This window comes from Pseudomonas sp. PAMC25584 (genome assembly GCF_058135675.1).
The window spans coordinates 2905158-2929433 of sequence record NZ_CM176870.1 but is presented as its reverse complement, the minus strand read 5'-3'; the positions used below and the strand labels follow the sequence as shown (position 1 = coordinate 2929433).

Annotated in this window: 15 protein-coding genes and 1 pseudogene; 8 read left to right on the top strand and 8 right to left on the bottom strand. The window is 62.8% G+C overall.

What is annotated here, in order from left to right; translation table 11 throughout:
* Positions 1-64 precede the first annotated feature (64 nt).
* Positions 65-916, top strand: a complete 852-nt coding sequence (gene dapA / locus ACS5Q8_RS13415; RefSeq protein WP_426101659.1) for a 4-hydroxy-tetrahydrodipicolinate synthase — start codon at positions 65-67, stop codon at positions 914-916.
* On the opposite strand, the gene ACS5Q8_RS13410 is transcribed toward dapA, so the two are convergent.
* Positions 891-1625, bottom strand: a complete 735-nt coding sequence (locus ACS5Q8_RS13410; RefSeq protein ID WP_426101661.1) for a GntR family transcriptional regulator — start codon at positions 1623-1625, stop codon at positions 891-893. The two genes, dapA and ACS5Q8_RS13410, sit on opposite strands and share 26 nt — an antisense overlap.
* Before the next feature lie 2 nt (positions 1626-1627).
* A complete protein-coding gene (atzF, locus tag ACS5Q8_RS13405; protein ID WP_465160298.1) occupies positions 1628-3424 on the bottom strand; it encodes an allophanate hydrolase in 1797 nt (598 codons plus the stop codon).
* Positions 3425-3680: 256 nt separating this feature from the next.
* On the opposite strand from atzF, the gene ACS5Q8_RS13400 reads away from it, so the two are divergent.
* Together ACS5Q8_RS13400 and ACS5Q8_RS13395 are read left to right on the top strand one after the other, a co-directional pair.
* Complete coding sequence (locus tag ACS5Q8_RS13400; protein ID WP_426101665.1) at positions 3681-5057, top strand: pyridoxal-phosphate dependent enzyme; 1377 nt, start codon at positions 3681-3683, stop codon at positions 5055-5057.
* Positions 5054-6220, top strand: a complete 1167-nt coding sequence (locus ACS5Q8_RS13395; protein WP_276192806.1) for a cystathionine gamma-synthase — start codon at positions 5054-5056, stop codon at positions 6218-6220. The genes ACS5Q8_RS13400 and ACS5Q8_RS13395 overlap by 4 nt, the downstream gene beginning before the upstream one ends.
* Positions 6221-6437: 217 nt before the next feature.
* Here ACS5Q8_RS13395 and ACS5Q8_RS13390 read toward each other — a convergent pair whose 3' ends face one another.
* The gene (locus ACS5Q8_RS13390; protein WP_465160297.1) at positions 6438-8636 is read right to left on the bottom strand and encodes an OsmC domain/YcaO domain-containing protein; all 2199 of its coding nucleotides are present in this window, start codon (positions 8634-8636) and stop codon (positions 6438-6440) included.
* Positions 8637-8849: 213 nt separating this feature from the next.
* Here ACS5Q8_RS13390 and ACS5Q8_RS13385 point away from each other — a divergent pair.
* Positions 8850-9122: pseudogene (locus ACS5Q8_RS13385) on the top strand (PAS domain-containing protein); the annotation flags it as partial.
* 252 nt (positions 9123-9374) lie between these two features.
* Positions 9375-10415, top strand: a complete 1041-nt coding sequence (locus ACS5Q8_RS13380; protein WP_426101730.1) for a methyl-accepting chemotaxis protein — start codon at positions 9375-9377, stop codon at positions 10413-10415.
* 74 nt (positions 10416-10489) lie between these two features.
* On the opposite strand, the gene nirD is transcribed toward ACS5Q8_RS13380, so the two are convergent.
* A complete protein-coding gene (gene nirD / locus ACS5Q8_RS13375; RefSeq protein WP_247408081.1) occupies positions 10490-10852 on the bottom strand; it encodes a nitrite reductase small subunit NirD in 363 nt (120 codons plus the stop codon).
* Complete coding sequence (nirB, locus tag ACS5Q8_RS13370) at positions 10852-13404, bottom strand: nitrite reductase large subunit NirB (protein ID WP_465160296.1); 2553 nt, start codon at positions 13402-13404, stop codon at positions 10852-10854. The genes nirD and nirB overlap by 1 nt, the downstream gene beginning before the upstream one ends.
* Positions 13405-13926: 522 nt before the next feature.
* On the opposite strand from nirB, the gene ACS5Q8_RS13365 reads away from it, so the two are divergent.
* Positions 13927-17982, top strand: a complete 4056-nt coding sequence (locus ACS5Q8_RS13365) for a bifunctional nitrate reductase/sulfite reductase flavoprotein subunit alpha (protein WP_465160295.1) — start codon at positions 13927-13929, stop codon at positions 17980-17982.
* 25 nt (positions 17983-18007) lie between these two features.
* Here ACS5Q8_RS13365 and ACS5Q8_RS13360 read toward each other — a convergent pair whose 3' ends face one another.
* Positions 18008-18799: a nucleotidyltransferase domain-containing protein gene (locus tag ACS5Q8_RS13360; protein ID WP_247402709.1), complete on the bottom strand. Its 792-nt coding sequence runs from the start codon at positions 18797-18799 to the stop codon at positions 18008-18010.
* Between the two features lie 589 nt (positions 18800-19388).
* On the opposite strand from ACS5Q8_RS13360, the gene ACS5Q8_RS13355 reads away from it, so the two are divergent.
* Positions 19389-20309, top strand: coding sequence for a bifunctional helix-turn-helix transcriptional regulator/GNAT family N-acetyltransferase (locus tag ACS5Q8_RS13355; RefSeq protein WP_465160294.1), 921 nt, complete (start codon positions 19389-19391; stop codon positions 20307-20309).
* Between the two features lie 33 nt (positions 20310-20342).
* Here the strand turns inward: ACS5Q8_RS13355 and ACS5Q8_RS13350 are convergent, their stop codons facing one another.
* Positions 20343-21746, bottom strand: a complete 1404-nt coding sequence (locus ACS5Q8_RS13350) for an MFS transporter (RefSeq protein WP_465160293.1) — start codon at positions 21744-21746, stop codon at positions 20343-20345.
* Positions 21747-21898: 152 nt separating this feature from the next.
* Positions 21899-22420, bottom strand: a complete 522-nt coding sequence (locus ACS5Q8_RS13345; protein ID WP_276192798.1) for a GNAT family N-acetyltransferase — start codon at positions 22418-22420, stop codon at positions 21899-21901.
* A gap of 153 nt (positions 22421-22573) precedes the next feature.
* Between ACS5Q8_RS13345 and proP the strand changes: the two genes are divergently transcribed.
* Entirely contained in the window at positions 22574-24076 is a 1503-nt protein-coding gene (gene proP / locus ACS5Q8_RS13340) for a glycine betaine/L-proline transporter ProP (protein WP_276192797.1), read from the top strand.
* Positions 24077-24276 lie beyond the last annotated feature (200 nt).

Below are 24276 nucleotides of genomic sequence, written 5' to 3'. Positions count from 1 at the left end.
CCTTGCACAATTCCCTCTGCCCTTCTGACGGTGACTTTATCGGTCAACCATCAGGAGAAAGTGCATGTCAGCGTTTCAAGGTATCTGGGTTCCCGTGGTCACGCCGTTTCATGACGGCGCCATCGACTTTATCGGCTTGCGCCGGCTGGTCGAGCATCTGCTGGAACAGCACGTGGCCGGGATCATGGTCTGCACCACCACGGGCGAAGCTGCGGCGTTGAGCCGTCAGGAACAACTGGCCGTGCTGGATGCGGTGTTGCAATGGGTGCCAGCGCATCGCGTGGTGATGGGCCTTGCGGGATATAACCAAATTGAGCTGTTGCAGTTCCAAGGCGAAATCCTCAAACGCCCGGTGGCCGGACTGTTGGTGCCGGCGCCCAGCTATATCCGCCCGTCCCAGAGCGGCCTTGAAGCGTTCTTCCGCACGGTGGCCGACGCCTCCAGTGTGCCGATCATTCTCTATGACATTCCCTATCGCACCGGCGCGACCTTCGAACAGGCCACCCTGCTGAACATCGTCGCCCATCCGCGCATCGTCGCGGTCAAGGACTGTGGCGGCAACCTGGGCAATACCCTGGCGCTGTTGGCCAGTGGTACGGTGGATGTGCTGTGTGGCGAGGATATCCAGATCTTTAACGCGTTGTGCCTTGGCGCCAGTGGGGCGATCGCGGCGTCGGCACATGTACACACCGAGCAGTTCGTGGCGCTGTGGCAGCAGGTGCGGGATAACCAGTTGAGCGAGGCGCGGCAGACGTTTTTTCAGTTGCTGGCGCTGATCAATACGCTGTTTATGGAGCCTAACCCGGCACCGGTTAAGGCGGCGTTGGCCCTGCAGGGATTGATCGGGAGTGAATTGCGCGCGCCGATGCAGCGGGCCGGCGACGCCACCGTCAGCCGTCTGCAAGCGTTGCTGTGAAGCCGGCTGACTGAGTGCCCCGCGCCACCTGCAACCGGTGCAACGTGATCTTGCGCACCTGCTGCTTGCTCAGTTCGATATGCCGCGTGAGCAGCTGCTGCGCCTGCTCACCGCACCGTTGCAGGATCGCGTCGAGTATCTGCCCGTGCTCTTCGTAGGTCGCAGCGATCCGCGATGCCTGGGTAAAGTCGAGCCGACGGATGATGCGGATTTTTTCCGTAATGGCGTAGTGCATGCGCGCCATTTCGCGGTTGCCGGTGGCCTCTACCAGGGCGCAGTGAAAGCGCTCGTCCAGCTCGGACACCACCTGGGTGTCCTGCTGGCGTTCGCCCTCCTCCACCTGCCAGATCGCTTGCAACCCTTGCAACAGCGGATGGCTCGGCGCATCCATCCGGCATAAGTGGCTGACCGCCGCCAGTTCCAGAATGATCCGCACGTCATACAGCTCTTCGAAGTAGCTGAAGTCGAACGGTTTCACCTGCCAGCCACTGCGAAAGTACACCTCCAGATAGCCTTCCTTCTCAAGACGATAGAGCGCCTGACGCACCGGGGTACGGCTGACGTTCATGCGCTCGGCCACTTCGCCTTCGCTGAAGCGGTCCCCCGGCAGCAGGCGAAAGTCGAAGATATCCGCCTTGAGCTGCGCATAGATCCGTTCGGCCAAGCTGTCGGGGCGCTCCCTGGTTTTTTTCAGCGTTGAACCCGGCATGCTTAGCCCCGGCTCGCGATAAAGGCGCGCCAGCCGCCGAATTCGGTGATATCGAGGGCGTCGGCCAGGGCCCAGGGCTCGCAGATAAAACCTTTGACGCTGCGCCCGTCCGCCAGGCTCAGGGTGCCGATGCCCAGGGGCGCGGGGATTTCGGCGACGAACTCGCCAAAGCGTGCGATGGGCATATCCCACAGCTCGATGATGATCGAGCGGCCGCTGTCCGCCTTGGCCAGCCCCGGTTTCGGCGGCACGGTGCCCGGCAGCGCGTACAGTCGATAGCTGTCGCCAGTCAGTGTTTGTTCGACCAACACCGCATTGCGCGTGGTCAGTTGAAAGTTCAGCGGCATGCCGCTCAGGTGCGCGCCAACCACCGCCACGCGCACGCTGCCGGGCGCGGGTGCTGGCGCGGCTGGCGCGGGTAACGCGCGCGCGGTGGCGCCCAGCGGCAGGCCGAGACCGGCTTGCCAGCGCTTGCCCAAGTGCGCCAGTGCCGTGTCATGCCAGGCCGGCGCCAACAGGGTGATGCCGCAGGGCAAACCATCGGCGCGCAAGCCGGCGGGTAGCGCCAGCGCACACAGGTCCGCCAGGTTGGTGAAGTTGGTGTAGTAACCGAACTGCGAGTTGTAGCGCACGGGCTCCACGGCCATCTCGGCCTGGGTGCGAATCGTCGGCGAGGTCGGCACCAGCAAGGCATCGAACCCTGCCAGCGTGTCATTGATGCGCCGGCTCAGCTCGGCCCGCAGGTATTCGGCTTTGTAGGCATCGCAGGCGCTGTACTTAAGCCCGTTTTCGACGATGCCGCGCACCACCGGGTTGATCGCATCCGGCTGCTGTTCAAGCATGCTTTGCAGGGCGACCGTGCGCTCGGCGACCCACGGGCCAAAATACAACTGGTCCGCCAGGGCCTTGAACGGGCTGAAATCCACCGGGGTGATCAGCGCACCCAACGCCTTGAAGCGCTCGACAGCCTGCTCGAATACGGCCTGGTTCTGGGCATCGCCGAAGAACTCCAGGGTCGCCGGAATGGCGAGCTTGATCGCGCTGCCCACCGCCACAGGCGCGGTATGCGGGTTGGCGCGGGAATAGGCGTCGCTGGCGTCGTAGCCTTCGGCCACTTGCGCCACGGATTCGGCGTCCTCCACGGTGAGCGCAAACACCGAGATGCAATCCACCGTGCGGCACGCGGGCACCAGGCCGGTATTGGACAGGCGGCCTTTGCTGGGTTTTAACCCGACGATATTGTTGAACCCCGCCGGCACCCGACCCGAGCCTGCGGTGTCGGTGCCCAGGGAGAACGCCACCAAACCCCGGGCGACCACCGAGGCGGAACCAGAGCTGGAACCGCCGCTGACATACGCCGGATTGAAGCTGTTGGCCACCGCGCCATAGGGCGAGCGGGTGCCCACCAGGCCGGTGGCGAACTGATCGAGGTTGGTCTTGCCCATCAGAATTGCACCGGCCGCACGCAGCCTGGCGACGACGCTCGCATCCGACGCCGGGGCGTAGGCAAATTCCGGACACGCCGCCGTGGTCTCCCAGCCGGCCGCGTCGATGTTGTCCTTGATCGCAAACGGCACGCCGTACAACGGCAGCTTGGCGATGTCGCCACCGAGCGCCGCCAGCCGCTCGCTCAATTGCGCCAACTGCGCCGTCAGTTGTTCAGGGCGCGCACGGACGATCCAGGCGTTGTCGTCAGCGGCGTATTGCGCGGCCAGGGTCAGCACGATGTCCGGGGTGAGCGTCCCGCTGCGATAGGCGTCATGCCATTCGCCGAGGGTCCAGCCGATAACGGTCTGCATAAGAGACTCCATCTTGTATCCAAGTTTGGATTTGTTTCTAGCAAACCCCAGGCCAGCGGCGCACGCCCAACGACTACGCGGGTTCGCGCCCAGGCCGCGCGGTAAGACTGCCCACGGATGGCGCACCGCCTATTCGCCCATGCGCCAAAAAAAGACAGCCGGCCGACCGCCCGGTTGCGACCCGTGCGATAGCAGCCTATGGTCCAAACCATGCTCTGCCGTTTGCTGTCCCCCCACCCTACACCCAGGTGACGACATGCCCACGCTTGCCCGCCCCGCCGTGCTTGAACTGATCGGCAACACCCCGCTCGTGCGGATCAGCCGCTTCGATACCGGCCCCTGCACGCTGTTTCTCAAACTCGAATCGCAAAACCCCGGCGGCTCGATCAAGGATCGCATCGGCCTGGCGATGATCGACGCCGCCGAACGCGACGGCCGCCTGCGCGCCGGCGGCACGATTGTCGAAGCCACCGCCGGCAACACCGGGCTGGGCCTGGCGCTGGTGGGCCGAGCGAAAGGCTACCGGGTGGTGCTGGTGGTGCCCGACAAGATGTCCACCGAAAAGGTGCTGCACCTCAAGGCCTTGGGCGCCGAAGTGCATATCACCCGCTCCGATGTCGGCAAGGGCCACCCCGAGTACTACCAGGACGTGGCGGCGCGCCTGGCCAAGGACATGCCGGGCTCGTTCTTCGCCGACCAGTTCAATAACCCGGCCAACCCACTCGCCCACGAAACCAGCACCGCCCCGGAAATCTGGGCGCAAACCCAGCACGACCTCGATGCGATTGTGGTGGGCGTCGGTTCGGCCGGCACGCTCACCGGGCTGACGCGGTTCTTCAAGCGGGTGCAGCCGGCGTTGGAAATGGTGCTGGCGGACCCGGTCGGTTCGGTGATGGCCGAATTCAGCCGCAGCGGCACCCTGGTCACCCCGGGTTCCTGGGCGGTTGAAGGGATCGGCGAAGATTTCATCCCCTCGATTGCCGACCTGTCCAGCGTGCGCCAGGCCTATTCCATCAGCGATGAAGAGAGCTTCGACCACGCCCGCCAGTTGCTCAAGGCCGAAGGCATTCTCGGCGGCTCGTCCACCGGCACCCTGCTCGCCGCAGCCTTGCGCTATTGCCGCGCACAGACCACGCCCAAGCGAGTGGTCAGCTTCGTCTGCGACACCGGCACGCGTTACCTGTCGAAGGTCTACAACGACCAGTGGATGAACGATGCGGGCTTGCTGCACTACAAGCACTACGGCGACCTGCGTGACGTGATCGCGCGGCGCTTCGAAGACGGCCGCGTGATCAGCGTCAGCCCCGACGACACCCTGCTCACCGCCTTCCAGCGCATGCGCCTGGCCGATGTTTCGCAACTGCCGGTGCTGGTGAACGGCCAGGCACTGGTGGGGGTGATTGACGAGTCCGACATCCTGCTGGGCCTGCACCACGACGCTGCGGACTTTTCCATGATCGTCGCCAGCGCCATGACCGAGACCCTGCACACCCTCGCCCCCAGCGCCAGCCTCGCCGAGTTGCAGGCGGAGCTGGATCGCGGCCTGGTCGCCATCATCGCCGACGCGTCGGGCTTCCATGGCCTGATCACCCGTGTCGACCTGCTCAATCACCTACGGAGATCCCTTGCATGAGTCAGCCCGATAAAAACGCGTTTGCCACCCGCGTGATCCACGCCGGGCAAGCACCCGACCCGACCACCGGCGCGCTGATGCCGCCGATTTATGCGAACTCCACCTACCTGCAAGACAGCCCCGGCGTACACAAGGGCTTCGACTATGGCCGTTCCCACAACCCCACTCGGTTCGCCCTGGAGCGCTGCGTAGCCGACCTGGAAGGCGGCCGCCAGGCGTTTGCCTTTGCCTCGGGGCTGGCGGCGATTTCCAGCGTGCTGGAGTTGCTGGATGCCGGCAGCCATGTGGTCTCCGGCAACGATCTGTATGGCGGCACCTTCCGCCTGTTCCACAAGGTACGCCAGCGCAGCGCCGGGCACCGTTTCAGTTTTGTCGACTTGAGCGATGTGCAGGCGTTTGAAGCGGCGTTGCAGGACGACACGCGCATGGTCTGGGTCGAGACGCCCAGCAACCCACTGCTGAGCCTGACCGACCTCAGCGCCATCGCCCGCATCTGCCGCGCCCGCGGCATCCTCTGCGTGGCGGACAACACCTTCGCCAGCCCGTGGATTCAGCGTCCGCTGGAGCTGGGCTGCGACATCGTGGTGCATTCCACGACCAAATACCTCAATGGCCACTCCGACGTGATCGGTGGTATCGCGATTGTCGGCGACAACCCCGAACTGGCCGAGCGCCTGGGCTTCCTGCAGAACTCGGTCGGCGCCATCGCCGGGCCGTTCGACGCCTTCCTGACCCTGCGCGGCGTGAAAACCCTGGCCCTGCGCATGGAGCGCCATTGCAGCAATGCGCTGGACCTCGCGACCTGGCTCGAACACCAACCGCAAGTGGCGCGGGTGTACTACCCGGGCCTGGTCTCCCACCCCCAACACGTCCTGGCTCGTCGGCAGATGCACGGGTTTGGCGGGATGATTTCAGTCGCATTGAACTGCGACCTGGCCGGCGCCAGGCGTTTCCTGGAGCACGTCAAGCTCTTCGCCCTGGCCGAAAGCCTCGGCGGCGTGGAAAGCCTGATCGAACACCCGGCGATCATGACCCATGCCAGCATCCCGGCGGCGACGCGGGCGCAGTTGGGCATCGGCGATGGGTTGGTGCGGTTGTCGGTGGGGGTTGAAGATGTGGAGGACTTGCGCGCAGACCTGGCGCAAGCCTTGGCATATATCTAATGAGGGAGGGGCGGCTTGCTCCTCATAGCGGTGGGTCAGTCTCCTGATTCAGCGACTGACAGATTGCTATCGGGGGCAAGTCGAATCGTCGCACCGCCCCTCCCACACTGGATACGGCGTCAGGCTGACGTGATGCTCGCCCTGGTTTTTGGAGACGCCTCGTAGTCCGCCAATGACATCCTAATGTGGGAGGGGGCTTGCCCCCGATAGCGGTGGGTCAGGCTGACGTGACGTTGGCCCGCGCGCTATGCAGCTTCTTGTAGCTCTCGATCAAGCGCAGATGCCGATCCAGCCCTTCCAGCTTCATGCTGGTCGGCGTCAGCCCATAAAAGCGCACGCTGCCATTGACCGAACCGATCACCGCATCCATCCGCTCGTGACCAAACATCCGCCGGAAGTTGGCCTCGTAGTCCGCCAGTTCCAGGTCTTCATCCAGTTCCATCTCCAACACCGCGTTCACCGCCTGATAGAACAGGCCGCGCTCAACGGTGTTGTCGTTGTACTGCAGGAACATTTCCACCGCTTCCTTCGCGTCCTCATATTGTTGCAGGGCGAGGTAGATCAGCAGCTTCAATTCCAGGATGGTCAGTTGGCCCCAGGCGGTGTTGTCGTCGAACTCGATGCCGATCAAGGTGGCGATGTCGGTGTAATCGTCCAGTTCGCTTTCCACCAGGCGTTCGGCCAGGGCCTTGAGTTCAGCGTCATCCAGGCGATGCAGGTTGAGGATATCGGCGCGGAAAAACAGGGCTTTGTTGGTGTTGTCCCAGATCAGGTCGTCCACCGGATAGATTTCCGAGTAGTCCGGCACCAGGATGCGGCAGGCGGTGGCGCCCAGGTGCTCATACACCGCCATGTACGATTCCTTGCCCATGTTTTCGAGAATGCCGAACAGTGTCGCGGCTTCTTCGGCGTTGGAGTTTTCGCCCTGGCCGGAGAAGTCCCACTCGACGAATTCGTAATCCGATTCGGCACTGAAGAAGCGCCACGAGACCACACCGCTGGAGTCGATAAAGTGCTCGACGAAGTTATTCGGTTCGGTCACCGCGTGGCCTTCGAAGGTCGGCTGCGGCAGGTCGTTGAGGCCTTCGAAACTGCGGCCTTGCAGCAGTTCAGTGAGGCTGCGTTCCAGCGCCACTTCCAGGCTCGGGTGCGCGCCAAACGAGGCAAACACACCACCGGTACGCGGGTTCATCAAGGTCACGCACATCACCGGGAATTCACCGCCCAGCGAGGCATCCTTGACCAGCACCGGGAAGCCCTGGGCTTCCAGCCCCTGGATACCGGCCAGAATACCCGGGTACTTGGCCAATACTTCAGTCGGCACATCCGGCAGGGCGAATTCGCCTTCGATGATTTCGCGCTTGACCGCCCGCTCGAAGATCTCCGACAGGCACTGCACCTGGGCTTCGGCCAGGGTGTTGCCGGCGCTCATGCCGTTGCTCAGGTACAGGTTTTCGATCAGGTTGGACGGGAAATACACCACCTCGCCGTCCGACTGGCGCACAAACGGCAGCGCGACAATCCCGCGCTCTTCATTGCCGGAGTTGGTGTCGAACAGGTGCGAGCCGCGCAACTCGCCATCGCGGTTGTAGATTTTCAGGCAATAAGCATCGAGGATTTGCGTCGGCAGCTCATCCTTGGGCCCAGGCTGAAACCAGCGCTCGTCCGGGTAATGCACGAACGGCGCGTTGGCCAGTTCTTCGCCCCAAAACTGATCGTTATAGAAGAAGTTGCAGTTGAGACGCTCGATGAACTCGCCCAACGCCGAGGCCAGCGCGCTTTCCTTGGTCGCGCCCTTGCCGTTGGTGAAGCACATGGGCGAATGGGCATCGCGGATATGCAGCGACCACACGTTCGGCACGATATTGCGCCACGAGGCGATCTCGATCTTCATGCCCAGGCCGGCCAGGATGCCGGACATGTTGGCGATGGTCTGCTCCAGCGGCAGGTCCTTGCCCACGATGTAGGTGCCGGCCTCAGAAGTGGCGTTGGGCATCAACAGCGCCTGGGCATCGGCGTCGAGGTTTTCCACCTCTTCGATCACGAACTCAGGCCCGGCCTGCACCACTTTCTTCACGGTGCAACGGTCGATGGAGCGCAGGATGCCTTGGCGATCCTTGTCGGAGATATCCGCAGGCAGTTCCACCTGGATCTTGAAAATCTGGTTGTAGCGATTTTCTGGATCGACAATGTTGTTCTGCGACAGCCGGATGTTTTCCGTGGGGATATTGCGCGTCTGGCAGTACAGCTTCACAAAGTACGCCGCACACAATGCCGACGAAGCCAGGAAGTAATCGAATGGCCCCGGCGCCGACCCATCGCCTTTATAGCGAATCGGTTGATCGGCGATCACCGTGAAGTCATCGAACTTGGCTTCAAGTCGAAGATTGTCGAGAAAGTTAACCTTAATTTCCATGCGGGATTACCAAAATAGCGAACTTCAAATTGGCCGCCATTATCCGGCATTTGCGTTTGAAGTCTTGTGCTTTCGCGTTTCGGCTGCCGACTGACAGGGCTGAATACAGGATTTAGACCGGTGCAATGTCGCTGTTTTGAATTGCCAGACAATCGGTCTTCAACTTATTTGAATGGTTGCCGATGTCCTACAAGCAATTCAGGGAGTAGTCGAATGCGCAACAACCAGCCAGTGACACAGCGCGAGATTACCCTCGCGCCTTCGCAGAAGCTCATTTCCGCAACCGATGTTGAAGGGAAGATCACTTACTGCAACGATGCTTTTGTCGATATCAGCGGTTTTGAACGCACCGACCTGATCGGCGCCCCGCAGAATATCGTGCGCCATCCCGATGTCCCCCCTGCCGTATTTGCCCATATGTGGCGCGCGCTCAAGCAAGGCCAGCCGTGGATGGGCATCGTCAAGAATCGCTCGAAAAACGGCGATCATTATTGGGTCAACGCTTACGTCACGCCGATCTTCGAAGGCAGCCGGGTGGTGGGCTTCGAGTCGGTCAGGGTCAAGCCGAGCGCTGATGAGATCCGACGTGCCCAGGCACTGTACCGCCGTATCAGCCAAGGCAAATCGGCGGTTTCACGCCGGGATGGTTGGCTGTCGACGTTGTTCGACAGCGCGCCCTATGTGGCCACCGGGCTTGCCGGCGCCGTCGGCGGGCTGTTCCTCAGCGCGCCGCTGGCCATGGCGGTGGCGGTAGCCGTTGCGGTGCCCGTGGGCATGATCGGCGCGCAGTTGCGTCAGCGCGCGACGTTGCGCTTGCTGGCGGGCGTCGAACCGTCGACCTCGGACGCGCTGATTGCGCAGATGTACAGCGATGAACGCGGCCCCCAGGCCCGCCTGGAAACCGCCTTCCTTAGCCAGAACGCCCGCCTGAAGACCTGCCTAACCCGCCTGCAGGACAGTGCCGAGCAACTCAGCGCGCTGGCTGGACAATCCAACCGACTGGCCACGGCCAGCTCGACCGGCCTTGACCGTCAACGCGTCGAAACCGAGCAGGTCTCGGCCGCCGTCAACCAAATGGCCGCGACCACCCAGGAAGTCGCCAGCCATGTGCAGCGCACCGCCGACGCCACCCAGCAAGCCAACGTGCTGACCGGGCGCGGCCGCGAGGTAGCCCGCGATACCCGCGAAGCCATCGAGCGCCTCTCCGCCATGGTCGGCGAGACCGGTATCACCGTGGCGCAATTGGCCCGGGACAGCGACGAAATCGGCTCTGTGGTTGACGTAATCAAAGGCATCGCCGACCAGACCAACCTGCTGGCCCTCAACGCCGCCATTGAAGCGGCGCGTGCCGGCGACATGGGCCGCGGCTTTGCCGTCGTCGCCGACGAGGTGCGCCAATTGGCACAACGCACCACGCACTCCACCACCCAGATCCATGGTTTGATCACCAAGCTCCAGGCGTCGTCCAACAACGCCGTGCAAAGCATGGAGCACGGCCAGCGCCAGGCGCAGGAAGGCGTGGCCCGGGTGCTTGAGGCGGACCAGGCGCTGGTCGGCATCAGCGAAGCGGTGTCCCACATCACCGAGATGACCACCCAGATCGCTGCCGCCACCGAAGAACAAAGCGCGGTGGCCGAAGAGATCAGCCGCAACATCACCACCATCGCCGAACTGGCCGACCAGACGTCGGTCCAGGCCCATCAATCCACTGACCTGAGCAAAGAACTGACCCACACCGCGGCCACCCAATACGCACTGGTTGAACGCTTCAACCGCTGACGGGGAATGCGCGCGCACCCACCTTCCAAATGCCACAGGCAACTGGAGGATGGGCGCCTTCAGCCCGCCTCGCCTCAACTCACCCCCAACTCCACCACCCCCGCATTCAACCGCACCGGCCACACCCGCAAGCGCTGGTGCGGTGCCTCCAGGCATTGGCCGTCCGCCAGGCGATAATGCTGTTTGTAGATCGGCGCGGCCACCACCAGGTCGCCTTTGATACTGCCGACCAGCCCGCGACCGATCACGTTTGCGCCGGATTCCGGGTCGTGGTTGTCGATGGCGTAGAGCGTCTGGTCCGGTGCGTCCGGCAGGTAAAACAGCGCGACTTGCGCGCCGTCGTACCACACCACCACGCCGGAATTGCTCACCAGGTCGCTTTCGCTGCACACGCTTTTCCAGGTGGCAAGGTTTCGCAAAGTGTTGGACTGGCTCATCAGGCAAGCTCCTCGATGACGGGAATCAGGTTGAGTTCGGCGGCCATGATTGGCCGGCGCTGGCCGCGTTCGTGGACAAAATGGATGTCCGGGTCCGGGCGTTTGTCGTTGACGAAGGTGCGGAAGCGTTTGAGTTTTTCCGGGTCTTTGAGGGCGTTGGCCCACTCGCATTCGTAACGGTCGACCACCAGCTGCATTTGCGCTTCGAGCTCGGCGCCCAGGCCCAGGCTGTCGTCGAGGATCACGTCCTTGAGGAAATCCAGGCCCCCTTCCAGGCTTTCGCGCCACACCGAGGTGCGCTGCAATTTGTCGGCGGTGCGGATGTAGAACATCAGGAAGCGGTCGATGTAGCGGATCAGCGTGGCGTCATCCAGGTCGGTCGCGAACAGCTCGGCATGGCGTGGGCGCATGCCGCCGTTACCGGCGATGTAGAGGTTCCAGCCCTTCTCGGTGGCGATCACGCCGACGTCTTTGCTTTGCGCTTCGGCGCATTCGCGGGTGCAGCCGGACACCGCGAACTTGAGCTTGTGCGGCGAGCGCAGGCCCTTGTAGCGGTCCTCGATGAGCAGCGCCATGTTCACGCTGTCCTGCACGCCGTAGCGGCACCAGGTGCTGCCGACGCACGACTTCACCGTGCGCGTGGATTTGCCGTAGGCATGCCCGGTTTCAAACCCGGCGTCGATCAGCTCGGCCCAGATGTCCGGCAACTCATGCAGTTGCGCGCCAAACAGGTCGATGCGCTGGCCGCCGGTGATCTTGGTGTAGAGCTCGTATTTCTGCGCGACCACGCCGATGGCGATGAGTTTTTCCGCAGTGATTTCGCCGCCCGGAATACGCGGCACCACCGAGTAGGTGCCGTTCTTCTGCATATTGGCCATGAACGTGTCGTTGGTGTCCTGCAACGGCACCAGCGAGGCGTCCATGATCGGCTGGTTCCAGCATGACGCGAGGATCGAGCCCACCGCCGGTTTGCACACATCGCAACCGATGTGGCCACGACCATGTTTGGCCAGCAATTCTTCGAAGGTGATCACCCCTTCCACACGCACCAGGGCATACAACTCCTGGCGGGTATAGGCGAAGTGTTCGCACAGGCTCTTGTCGACGCTGACGCCACGGGCCACCAGTTCATGCTCGAACACCTGCTTGAGCAAGCCGGCGCAACCGCCACAGCCGGTGCAAGCCTTGGTCTGCGCCTTGAGCAGGCCAAGGTCGGCGCAGCCGCTGTCGATGGCCGTGCAAATCGAGCCTTTGGTGACGTTATGGCAGGAGCAGACGGTGGCCGACTCCGGCAAGGCGCCAGGGCCGAGGGTCGGTGCGCCGGCGGACGACGGCAAGATCAGGCTGGCCGGTTCGGCCGGCAACGCGATACCGTTCTGCATGTACTGCAGCAACGTGTCGTAGTAGCTGTTGTCGCCGACCAGCACCGCACCGATCACCTGTTTGCCGGTGGCGTCCACCACCAGCCGCCGGTAACTGGCGCTGGCCTCGTCGATGAACTGGTAGCTGCGCGCACCGGGCGTGTGTGCATGGGCGTCGCCAATGGAACCTACGTCCACCCCCAACAGTTTGAGTTTGGTCGACATGTCCGCGCCGACAAAGGGCTCGGCGGTCTGCCCGCACAACAGGGCGGCAACCCCTCGGGCCATCTGGTAACCCGGCGCGACCAGGCCGAACAGGCTGCCGTTCCAAGACGCACATTCGCCAATCGCGTAGATGTTCGGGTCGCAGCTCAAGCACTCATCATTGATCACCACACCGCCGCGCGGGCCAATCTCCAGGCCGGCCTGGCGGGCCAGTGCGTCTTGGGCGCGGATACCGGCGGAAAACACGATCAGGTCGGTTTCAAGGAATTCGTCATTGGCAAAATTCATGCGGTAACGGTACTGCTCGCCCGCGCTGATCGATTGAGTGGCGCGGGACAAATGCACGCCCACGCCCAGCCGCTCGATCTGCGCCTTGAGCGCCAGCCCGCCGAAGTCATCCAGTTGCACCGGCATCAGGCGCGGCGCGAATTCCACCACATGGGCTTCAAGGCCCAGGCTTTTCAGGGCATTGGCGGCTTCCAGGCCCAGCAGGCCACCGCCGACCACCACCCCACGCCGGGCATTCGCGGCGGCGGCGCGGATGGCATCGAGGTCTTCCAGGGTGCGATAGACCAGCCGCGAATCGCCTTGCGCGCCGTCGATCGGCGGCACAAACGGATAAGAGCCCGTCGCCAGCACCAACGTGTCATACACCACGCTGCCTGCGGCGGTGATCACCTCACGGCGGGCGCGGTCGATTTCCAGCACCGGCACCCCCAGGTGCAGGGTCACGCCCGGCGTCTGGTACAGCGAGACGTGCGACAACGCCAGCGACTCGGCATCACGGCCGGTGAAGTATTCGGACAGATGCACGCGGTCATAGGCACGCATCGGCTCCTCGCTGAACACATGCAGCCGGTAGTGATCCAGTGCGCCGCGCTCGATCAGTTGCGCCACACAATGATGGCCGACCATGCCATTGCCGACGACGATCAGGGTTTTCAGCTGTTTCAGACTGGAGTTCATATCAAGCACCCGACAACGCTCATCACGGTTTGAAAAAAGCAAAAAAAAACGCCTGAAACCTTGCGGTTCCAGGCGCCTTTGCCTGTTCTTATGCGGGGTCGATCCGGACGTCTTCGCCGGTTCTACCGCTGGTGCCCATGACCTGTACGGCCTGTCGATCGTCGTTGACCGAGGTGGGATTGTTCCTGAGCTTGCAGGCTCTGTGCCAATCCGCCGTCATGCCCGCCGCAACGGCGGCAAGTGCCGCTCAACCCTGCCAGACACCGCGTGTTGTGCCTCCAACTGGTGCGCGCTGGCGTCATAAAAGTGCATTTTCCCGTGTAGCGCGGGCGCACAGGGCGCAACCAAGCCCGTCACAGCGGCGTGTGAAAAACCTGGCGCGTGACTTGCTAGGAACACACCAACCAAGCAGTCAACGCTGACTGCCCACTCACGACAAAGGCGCCGTGTGATCCCCGTTTCCAACGGAGGGTTACAGGGCGCTTTTTTTATGGGCGGGCAGAAAAGACCCGAGGATTACCCATGGCAAACCAACGTGTACGCAGCGTGTGTCCTTATTGTGGCGTGGGCTGCGGCATCGTCATGCACGTCGAGCACAACCGCGTGGTCAAGGTGATCGGCGACAAGGCCCACCCCACCAACGCCGGCCGGCTCTGCACCAAAGGCACCACCTGCGGGCAAGCCATCGCCGAGTCTGGCCGCATGGAAAACGCCTACCTGCGCCAGGCGCGTGATCACGATCCGGTGCGTATCGCCATGGACAAGGCCATCTGCGAGACCGCCGGCCGTTTGCGCGCCATCCTCGACCGCGATGGCCCGGATGCGCTGGCGTTCTACGTGTCCGGGCAGATGTCGCTGGAAGCCCAGTACCTGATCAACAAGCTGGCCAAGGGTTTTGTGCGCACCGCCAACATTGAGTCCAACTCGCGCCTGTGCATGGCCAGCGCCGGCAGCGGCTACAAACTCTCCCTCGGTGCCGACGGGCCGCCCGGCTCGTATGAAGACTTCGACCGCGCCGAGCTGTTCTTCGTGATCGGCGCCAACATGGCCGACTGTCACCCGATCCTGTTCCTGCGCATGATGGACCGGGTCAAGGCCGGCGCCAAACTGATCGTGGTCGACCCACGGCGCAGTGCAACGGCCGACAAGGCCAACCTGTTCCTGTCGATCAAACCGGGCACCGACCTGGCGTTGCTCAACGGCTTGCTGCACCTGCTGGTGAAAAACGGGCACACCGACCCGGCCTTTATCGCCGCCTTCACCGAAGGCTGGGAGGCCATGCCCGGCTTTCTGGAAGACTACCCGCCGCACCGGGTCGCCGAACTGACCGGCCTGGCCGAAGCCGACATCCGCCAAGCCGCCGACTGGATCGGCCAGGCCGCCGAGTGGATGAGCTGCTGGACCATGGGCCTCAACCAAAGCACCCACGGCACCTGGAACACCAACGCGCTGTGCAACCTGCACCTGGCCACCGGCGCGATCTGCCGACCCGGCAGCGGGCCGTTCTCCCTGACCGGGCAACCCAACGCCATGGGCGGTCGTGAGATGGGCTACATGGGCCCCGGCCTACCGGGGCAGCGCTCAGTGCTGGTCGACGCCGACCGCGCCTTTATCGAGGCGCTGTGGAACCAGCCCGCCGACAGCCTGCCGCGCCAGGCGGGCAGTGGCACCGTCGCCATGTTCGAGCAGATGGCGGCCGGGCAGATCAAAGCCTGCTGGATCATCTGCACCAACCCGGTGGCCAGCGTGCCCAATCGCCAAACCGTGATCAAGGCGCTGCAAACCGCCGAACTGGTGATCACCCAGGATGCGTTCCTCGATACCGAGACCAATCGCTACGCCGACATCCTCTTGCCCGGCGCCCTGTGGGCCGAAGCCGAAGGGGTGATGATCAACTCCGAGCGCAACCTGACCCTGATGCAAAAAGCCGTGGAACCACCGGGCGAGGCGCTGGCCGACTGGCAGATCATCGCCCGGGTCGCGTGCGAAATGGGCTTCGCCGACGCCTTCACGTATGCGTCCGCCGACGAGGTGTTCGAAGAGATCAAGCGCGCCTGGAACCCCGCCACCGGCTACGATATTCGCGGCGCCAGCTATGCACGCCTGCGCGAACACCCCCTGCAATGGCCGTGCGCATCGAACGAGGCCGCAGCGCGCAACCCGATCCGCTACCTGAATAACGGCATCAGCCAAGCCCTCAAGACCCATGCCGACGGCCGCCAACCCGCGATCGTTTTTGCCACCGAACACGGCAAAGCCCGGTTTTTCCCGCGCCCGCACCTGTCGCCGGCAGAAATGCCGGATGAGGCGTTCCCGTTCGTGCTCAACACCGGCCGCTTGCAACACCAATGGCACACCCTGACCAAAACCGGCAAGGTCGCCACGCTGAACAAACTCAACCCCGGCCCCTTCGTCGAAATCCACCCTGACGACGCCGCCAGCCTGGGCATCAAACATAACGATCCGGTCGAGATACGCTCACGGCGCGGCCGCGCCGTACTGCCCGCGGTGGTCAGCGACCGCGTGCGTGCGGGCAGCTGTTTTGCGCCGTTTCACTGGAACGATGTGTTTGGCGACAACCTGGCGATCAACGCCGTGACCCATGACGCGGTCGACCCGATTTCGCTGCAGCCCGCGTTCAAGTTCTGTGCGGTGGCCCTGCAACGGGTCGAACTGATCGAGCACCAGTTCCTCGACGTAGCGGCACCGGCCGCCCACCCCGTGTCCCCCTTACCAGAGGAGCTCGCCATGTCGCGCCTCGACGCCTTCGCCGACCTGATCGGCATCCGCAACCTGCCGTCGCCGTCATTGAGCGACAATGAGCGCACCTACCTCGCCGGTTTTCTCAGTGGCCTGCAATCCAGCACCGGGCACCCGGCCGGTGGCGTCCCGACGCTGCCGGCGAATGCGCCCATGGCCAAGGACGCCCGACTGTGGCTGGATGGCCTGCTGGGCGGCTTGTTCAGCCGCACCGAGGCCAGCGCCGTGGCAACCGCGCCCGCCCCTGATACGCCGGCCGTCACCTTGTTATGGGCCTCGCAAACCGGCAACGCCGAAGCCTTGGCCGAGCGTTTTGCCCAGCGCCTACGCGCCAGCGGCATCGCGGTGGAGCTGAGCGCGATGGCGGACTTCCCCGCGAGCAAACTGGCGCACACGCAAAACCTCGCGCTGATCAGCAGCACCTTCGGCGACGGCGACCCGCCGGACAACGGCGAAGGTTTCTGGCACGGCCTGACCCACGCCGAGACCCCTCTGGAGTCGCTGCGCTTCGCGGTACTCGCGTTGGGTGATCCCAACTACGAGCAGTTCTGCCAGCACGGCAAACAACTCGACCGGCGCCTGCTGGAGTTGGGCGCCACCCGCCTGCTGGAGCGCGTCGACTGCGATACCGAATTCGAAGCACGCGCCGATGCCTGGTTCACGCAGTTCCTGCACACCCTCAACCCGGCAACGCCCGTAGCCCTCGCCACGCCCAGCGGAAAACCCAAGCCGCATGCCTCACGGTTGCTGCTCAACCGGCACCTGAACCCGCAAAGCTGCCACAAGGAAACCCGTCAATTCTCCCTGGGCCTGGCGGACTCCGGGCTGACCTACGAAGCCGGCGATGCCTTGGCGGTGATGCCGCGCAACTGCCCTGAACTGGTCAGCGAGCTGCTCGATCTGACCCGCTTGGGTTCCAGTGCCTGCGTAAATATCGACAAGCTCGGCGACGTGCCGCTGCACCAGGCCCTGACCGAGCACTTTGAAATTGCCCGGCCCAACAGCGAGACCCTGGCCTTCATCGCCGAGCGCAGCGCCAAGCCGGGCCTGAAACACCTGCTCGAACCTGAGCGCAAAACCGAACTGAAGGACTGGCTGTGGGGCCGGCAACTGGCGGACGTGCTGCACGAATACCCCATCGACTGCGCGGCGGACGAACTGCTCGGCACGCTCAAGCGCCTGCAACCGCGCTTGTATTCGATTGCATCCAGCGCCAAGGCGCACCCGCGGGAAGTCCACCTCACCGTGGCAGCCGTGCGCTACGGCAAGCGCAAAGGCGTGTCGTCAACCTTCCTCGCCGACCGCGCCGACAACGGCGAAGTACCGGTGTTCGTGCAGCCCTCCAAACACTTCCGCCCGCCTGCCGATGGCGACGTACCGATCATCATGATCGGCCCCGGCACCGGCGTGGCGCCCTTCCGCGCATTTTTGCAGGAGCGCCGGGCCCAGGGGCATCAGGGCCGCAATTGGCTGTTTTTCGGTGAACAACACGCGGCGAGCGATTTTTACTACCAGGATGAACTGCAGGGCATGCAGCGCGATGGCTTGCTCACCCACCTGAGCCTGGCGTTTTCCCGCGACCAGGCGCAGAAAATCTACGTGCAGGATCGCATCCGCGAACACGGCGCCGAGCTGTGGCGCTGGCTGCAGGAAGGCGCGCAGTTGTACATCTGCGGCGATGCCAGCCACATGGCCAAGGATGTCGACCAGGCCTTGCGCCAGGTTGCGCATCGTCACGGCGGGCTGGGCGTCGAGAGCGCCGTCGATTACTGGCGGCGGATGAGTGAGCAGAAGCGTTATTTGCGGGATGTCTATTGAGCCGCGACAGCCGCCGTCGTGCCGGTTACGAGGCAGCGTCGCTAGCCTGGCAGGCGACCATCCAGGTCACAAACGTCAGCAGGCGCGTGGAAAAGGCCTCGCGCTCGGCGCTGGGGTTTCGTGCCTCGAACAGGAAGAAGGCAATCGTGATCCGCATCGCCGGGTATTGCTGAATGAACATTGCGACGTGCTCTTCCAGTGTTTGGGGCCACATCAGCGCCTCTTGCGCACGTAATATCTGCGTGGCCCGGATCAGTTTACGTGCGGCCTCGCGCTGCAAGGGCAGTCGCTCTGAGTCAGTGCCGGCCTGGGCGATACGCGAGTGGTAGTCGCTGAGCACCTGCTTGAAGTCGCCATTGACGGCCAAGGCAATTGCACGCGACGGCCGGAACCGCTCGAAGTGCTGAGTCAGGTCGTTGCCCCACACACAGCGGCAATGATGCTTGAGCCTGTATCCCCAGCGGTTGAGGTGTTCAGGCGCCAGTACTTCAGTGCGGTAGCCGATGTCGAAGTCGATCTTAATGACCTGCGGATGCCGTTGCTCCAGGGCGCACCGCAGCGCCTCCAGTCGCGTCAACACAGCGGCTGCAGGGGGCTCGCTTAGCACCAGGGTGAGGTCCAGGTCAGAGACGCCGGGGCAGGCATCACCTCGGGCCACACTGCCGTATAGATAAACACCATCCAGAGCCCACGCCGGCGCGGACAGGGTCGCGCAGACATCGGCCAACACCGCCTGAAACTCGAGCTGCACCGGGCCGCTGGGGGCAGCCTGGATGAATCCCTGCGCGTCGACGCCAAGGGGACGTTCGGTACTCATAGGCATGGCACGGTTCCTGTTCTCGGGCCACGAAGCATGCCATCTTTCAACCCGTTCGACTGCCTCGATAGGCCTAAAACCCCAAGGGCTTTAAAAACATCTGGACACGAACAACCGTGAACTTTCTTACAGTTCCCGGATTCCTTTCCTATGCGAAGTCATCACGCCCCCGAATCCAGTGGGCGCCGCGCGATAATAAGAAGACGCGCGGGCGTCCGGTAGGTGTGACTGTGGCCCGAAAAGGTGCGCTGATCATCGCGGACGACTTGGCCAACGCCGTATGGCGCGTCACGCGCAACAAGTAGGCCACGATGGCAGGGGTGTGCTGGGCGGCGTGATCATGGCCGTTCGTATCATCCTGACGGGCGCAACGCTCGACACCTGACGGGAGGTTCATCGATGACCATGGCGCGTGACGCAATTGCATTACCCGAAACCTTCGATTTGCCTGGCCAAACCCTGCGCTGGGGGCACCTCGGCACGGCAGGACTGGCGCTGATGAGGGTGGGGATCGGCTGAATTAAACGCATTGACATGGTTGCCTCAGGCAATTATATACTTGCTAAAGGCAACCATCAGAGCGCGCACCATGTCCACTCCCCTGCTTGTTCAGCGCGCCGGTATCGTGCGCGGCTTCAACCGTTTCTATACGCAGCAGATCGGCGTGCTGCAGGAACACCTGCTGCACAGCGACTTCTCCCTCACCGAAATCCGCGTGATGTACGAACTGTCCTCACGCGGCGACCTGACCAGCACCGACCTCTGCCAGATGCTTAGTCTGGATGCGGGTTACTTGAGCCGGCTGATCAGCGGATTGGAGAAGAAGGGTTTGATCCAGAAAGTCCGCTCGATCACCGATGCGCGTGCGGTGCAACTGCACCTCAGTGACCTGGGCCGGTCCGTCCTGGCCCCGCTGGAACAGCAAACCCAGCAAGAAGTCATTGCCTTATTGAGTGCCTTGCCCGAGCCGCAACAACAGCAATTGACCGCAGCCATGCAGCGCATTCAAGCGTTGCTGCAAGGCACCGCCCCGAGCTACCTGTTGCGCGACCCGCTACCCGGCGACATGGGCCTGGTGGTGCAGCAGCAATCGGCACTGTATGCGCGTGAATACCAATGGAACTGGGAGTTCGAAGCACTGGTGGCGGAGATTGTCGCCAAGTACCTGCGCGGGTTCGACCCGACCTGTGAGCGCTGCTGGATCGCAGAGAAAGAGGGCGCGGTGGTGGGGTCGGTGTTCGTGGTGCGCCATGACGACAGCACCGCCCAACTGCGCATGCTCTACGTCGACGCGAGTGCGCGGGGCCTGGGCATCGGCCGGCGCCTGGTGGATGAATGCCTGCGCTTTGCCCGAAATGCCGGGTACACGCGCATGATGCTGTGGACCATGAGTGCACTGACCGACGCGCGCAAGCTCTACCAGAAAGCCGGTTTTGAGCTGATTGAGGAAGAGCCCACCCTCAGTTTTGGCCAGCCACTGGTCAGCCAGACCTGGGCGCGTGCGCTGTAGTGCGGGGCTCGGACGACTCAAGCCCCGCCGCGTTTACAAATCAGTGATTTCCTTGTGGCGCGGCACCAGGCTCTTCATCACGCTCCAGGCCACCAGATACGCCAGCGCACAGATCGCGAACATGATCATGTAGCCGGTATGGATATCGCCGATGGACTTGTAGTAGTCAAACACCCAGCCGCCGACCTTGGTCATCACCACCCCGCCCAGGCCGCCGGCCATGCCGCCGATGCCGACCACCGAGGCCACGGTTTTCTGCGGGAACATGTCGGACACGGTGGTGAAGATATTGCACGACCACGCCTGGTGCGCCGACGCGCCCACGCCGATCAGCAACACCGGCACCCAGAAGCTGATGTAGCCCAACGGTTGCGCCAGCAGCACCACCAGCGGGAACAGTGCGATGACCAACATGGCTTTCATCCGGCCGTCGTAAGGCGCATCACCACGCGCCATGAAGTAGCTGGGGAACCAGCCGCCGCCGATGCTGCCAACCATGGTCATGCTGTACAGCACCGCCAGCGGCATGACGATATCGGCGCCTTTCATGCCGTATTGCGCCGACAGGTAAGTCGGCAGCCAGAACAGGAAAAACCACCACACGCCGTCAGTCATGAACTTGCCGAAGGCAAAGGCCCACGTCTGGCGATAGGTCAGCAACTTGAACCACGAGACTTTTTTCGACGCCGCGCCTGCAGCCTGCGCGGTGAACGGCTGTGCAGTCTGGTCACTGCGGATGTAGGCCAGCTCTTCGGCCGACAGGCGTTTTTGCTGATCGGGTTTTTCATACACCGCAGCCCACACCGCGACCCAGACAAAGCCGAGCATGCCGATGACCATGAACGCCGCTTCCCAGCCCCACATCCCGGCGATCAGCGGCACACAGATCGGCGCCAGGATCGCGCCGACGTTGGCGCCCGAGTTGAAAATGCCGGTCGCCAGCGAGCGTTCTTTCTTCGGGAAATACTCGGCGGTGGCCTTGATCGCAATCGGGAAGTTGCCCGCCTCACCGATCGCCAGCACTGCGCGGGAGAGCATAAAGCCCGCAATCGATACCGGAATCACCGCCAGACCAATCGCAGCGCTCAGGGCTGCGATCCCCTGCCCCATCGGCACCGCGAACGCATGCATGATGGCGCCGGTGGACCAGATGGCAATCGCCATGACGTAAGCCGCCTTGGTGCCGATCTTGTCGACAAACCGCCCGGCGAACAGCATGGAAATCGCATAGACAAACTGGAACACCGCCGCAATATTCGCGTAATCGGTGTTGCTCCAGCCAAATTGCGTCGACAACTGCGGCGCCAGCAGGCTGAGCACCTGGCGGTCGAGGTAGTTGACGGTGGTGGCGAAGAACAGCATCGCGCAGATGGTCCAGCGATAGTTGCCTACCGCTTGGCCAACGCGATGGGCGTTGATGGGCTCGTTCAAGTTCATGGCATCACTTTTTATTTTTGTTAGATAGGACACATGTAACGTCATATGTCGTCGTACAACTGCGACTTTTATATCGGGCGCCCTCCGCGCTGTCAATCTGAAAGATTGCCGTTTATCTAGGTGTTATGCGGATACAGCGATGAGCATGAAAATCAGGTTATAGGACGACAAGCCCGAAACACCACGCTCGGTGCCTCACCGGGGACATCGTCGAGCACGCCCCAGCGTTGCATGCCAATCTTTTCAAGGACCCGAATCGACATCCTGTGATCAGGCCGCACCAACCCGAACACTTCAGGCAAATCAAGGGTGTCGAATGCCTGCGCCAGCGCATCGCGGCCCAGCTCGGTGGCGTAGCCCTGCCCCCAGGCCTCGACGGCAAAGCGATAGCCCAGGTTGATGCGCTGCTGCGTCAGGTAATGCAGGGGCGCAACTCCCCCAAAGCCGATGACGTGCTGCGGCGCGTCCCGCAGGGCAATGGCCCACCAGCCGTAGCCCTGGGCGGCCCAGTGTTCGCGCCAGCGGTTCAGCAGGCGTTGCGCGTCTGCAAGACAGGTCATGGGGCCGGCGGGATTGAACAGGTTGGTCTGCGGGTCGCCGAAGATCGCGAACAATCGCTGCACGTCTTCAGGTTGCGGTTGGCGATAGATCAGGCGGGAAGCGATGACAGGCATGGGGTTGACTCCCTTGGGAACTCATGAAGTTCAACTCATCGGCACAAAAACGCAAATAGTGGTGAATTATTTGGTGTCCGCTTGTATCTCAACTGACAGAGCGGTGCCATCGTAGCGATGGCACCACCCCAGTTCAGTTTCAGAGTGGTCCGCATGAAATTACGTAAGAAAAGCGTCAAACCCATCGGGTTGAAAGACATCACCATCGTCGACGACGCCAAGGTGCGCAAGGCGATCACCGCCGCTGCATTGGGCAACGCCATGGAATGGTTCGACTTCGGCGTATACGGGTTTGTCGCCTATGTGCTTGGCAAGGTGTTCTTCCCCGACGCCTCTCCCAGCACACAAATGATCGCCGCACTGGCCACCTTCTCGGTCCCCTTCCTGATCCGTCCCCTGGGCGGCCTGTTCTTTGGCTCGCTGGGCGACAAATACGGGCGGCAAAAAGTCCTGGCCGCGACCATCGTGATCATGTCCCTGAGCACCTTCGCCATCGGCTTGATTCCCGGCTATGCCTCGATCGGCATCTGGGCGCCGATCCTGCTGTTGCTGTGCAAGATGGCCCAAGGCTTCTCGGTGGGCGGTGAATACACCGGCGCCTCGATCTTCGTCGCCGAATACGCCCCGGACCGCAAGCGCGGGTTTCTCGGCAGTTGGCTGGACTTCGGCTCCATCGCCGGCTTCGTGCTCGGCGCCGGTGTGGTCGTACTGATTTCCAGCGTATTGGGCGAAGCGGACTTCGAAGCATGGGGCTGGCGCCTGCCGTTCTTCCTGGCCCTGCCCCTGGGCATTATCGGCCTGTACCTGCGCAATGCGCTGGAAGAAACGCCGGCGTTCCAACAGCACATGGACAAACTCGAACAAGGCGACCGCGAAGGCCTGACCCACGGCCCAAAAGTGTCGTTCAAGGAAGTCGCCACCCAGCACTGGCGCAGCCTGCTGACCTGCATCGGTATCGTCGCGGCCACCAACGTGACCTATTACATGCTGCTCACGTACATGCCGAGCTACCTGTCGCATAACCTGCATTACAAAGAAAACAGCGGCGTGCTGATCATCATCGCGATCATGGTCGGCATGCTGTTCGTGCAGCCGTTCATTGGTTTTATCAGCGATAAGATCGGCCGCAGACCCTTCATCATCGCGGGCAGCATCGGCCTGCTCTTCCTGTCGATCCCCGCGTTCATGCTGATTACCAGCGGCAAGATCGGCCTGATCTTCAGCGGCCTGCTCATCCTGGCCATCGTGCTCAACTTCTTTATCGGTGTGATGGCATCGACCCTGCCGGCGATGTTTCCCACGCACCTGCGCTACAGCGCCCTGGCCAGTGCGTTCAACGTCTCGGTGCTGATCGCCGGCGTGACCCCGACCGCAGTGGCCTGGTTGGTGGAAAGCACCAACGACCTGTACATGCCCGCCTACTACCTGATGGTGTTCGCCGTGGTCGGCCTGGTCACCGGCCTGACCATGAAGGAAACCGCCAACAAGCCCCTGCGCGGCGCCGCTCCGGCCGCTTCGGACATGGAAGAGGCCAAGGAACTGCTGCAGGAACACCACGACAATATCGAGCAGAAAATCGAAGACATTGATGCCGAAATTGCCGAGTTGGAAGCCAAGCGCAACAACCTTGTGCAGCAGCATCCACGGATCAACTGAAACCTGACCGTTCGGGGCGGGCCGACACCGCCCCCAACGGGATTCACCCCATCACTGGCGTGTTCACGCGTCAGCGCAGCACAATCATTACGGGGCAATCGAGCGCGATGCCGGCGCACCAATCTTTCTCCCGCGATGGCCGCCTTTTCGGCGCGCCGTGCGCGTTGGGCTCGTGGACGATGCTGTTCACACGGCCGATT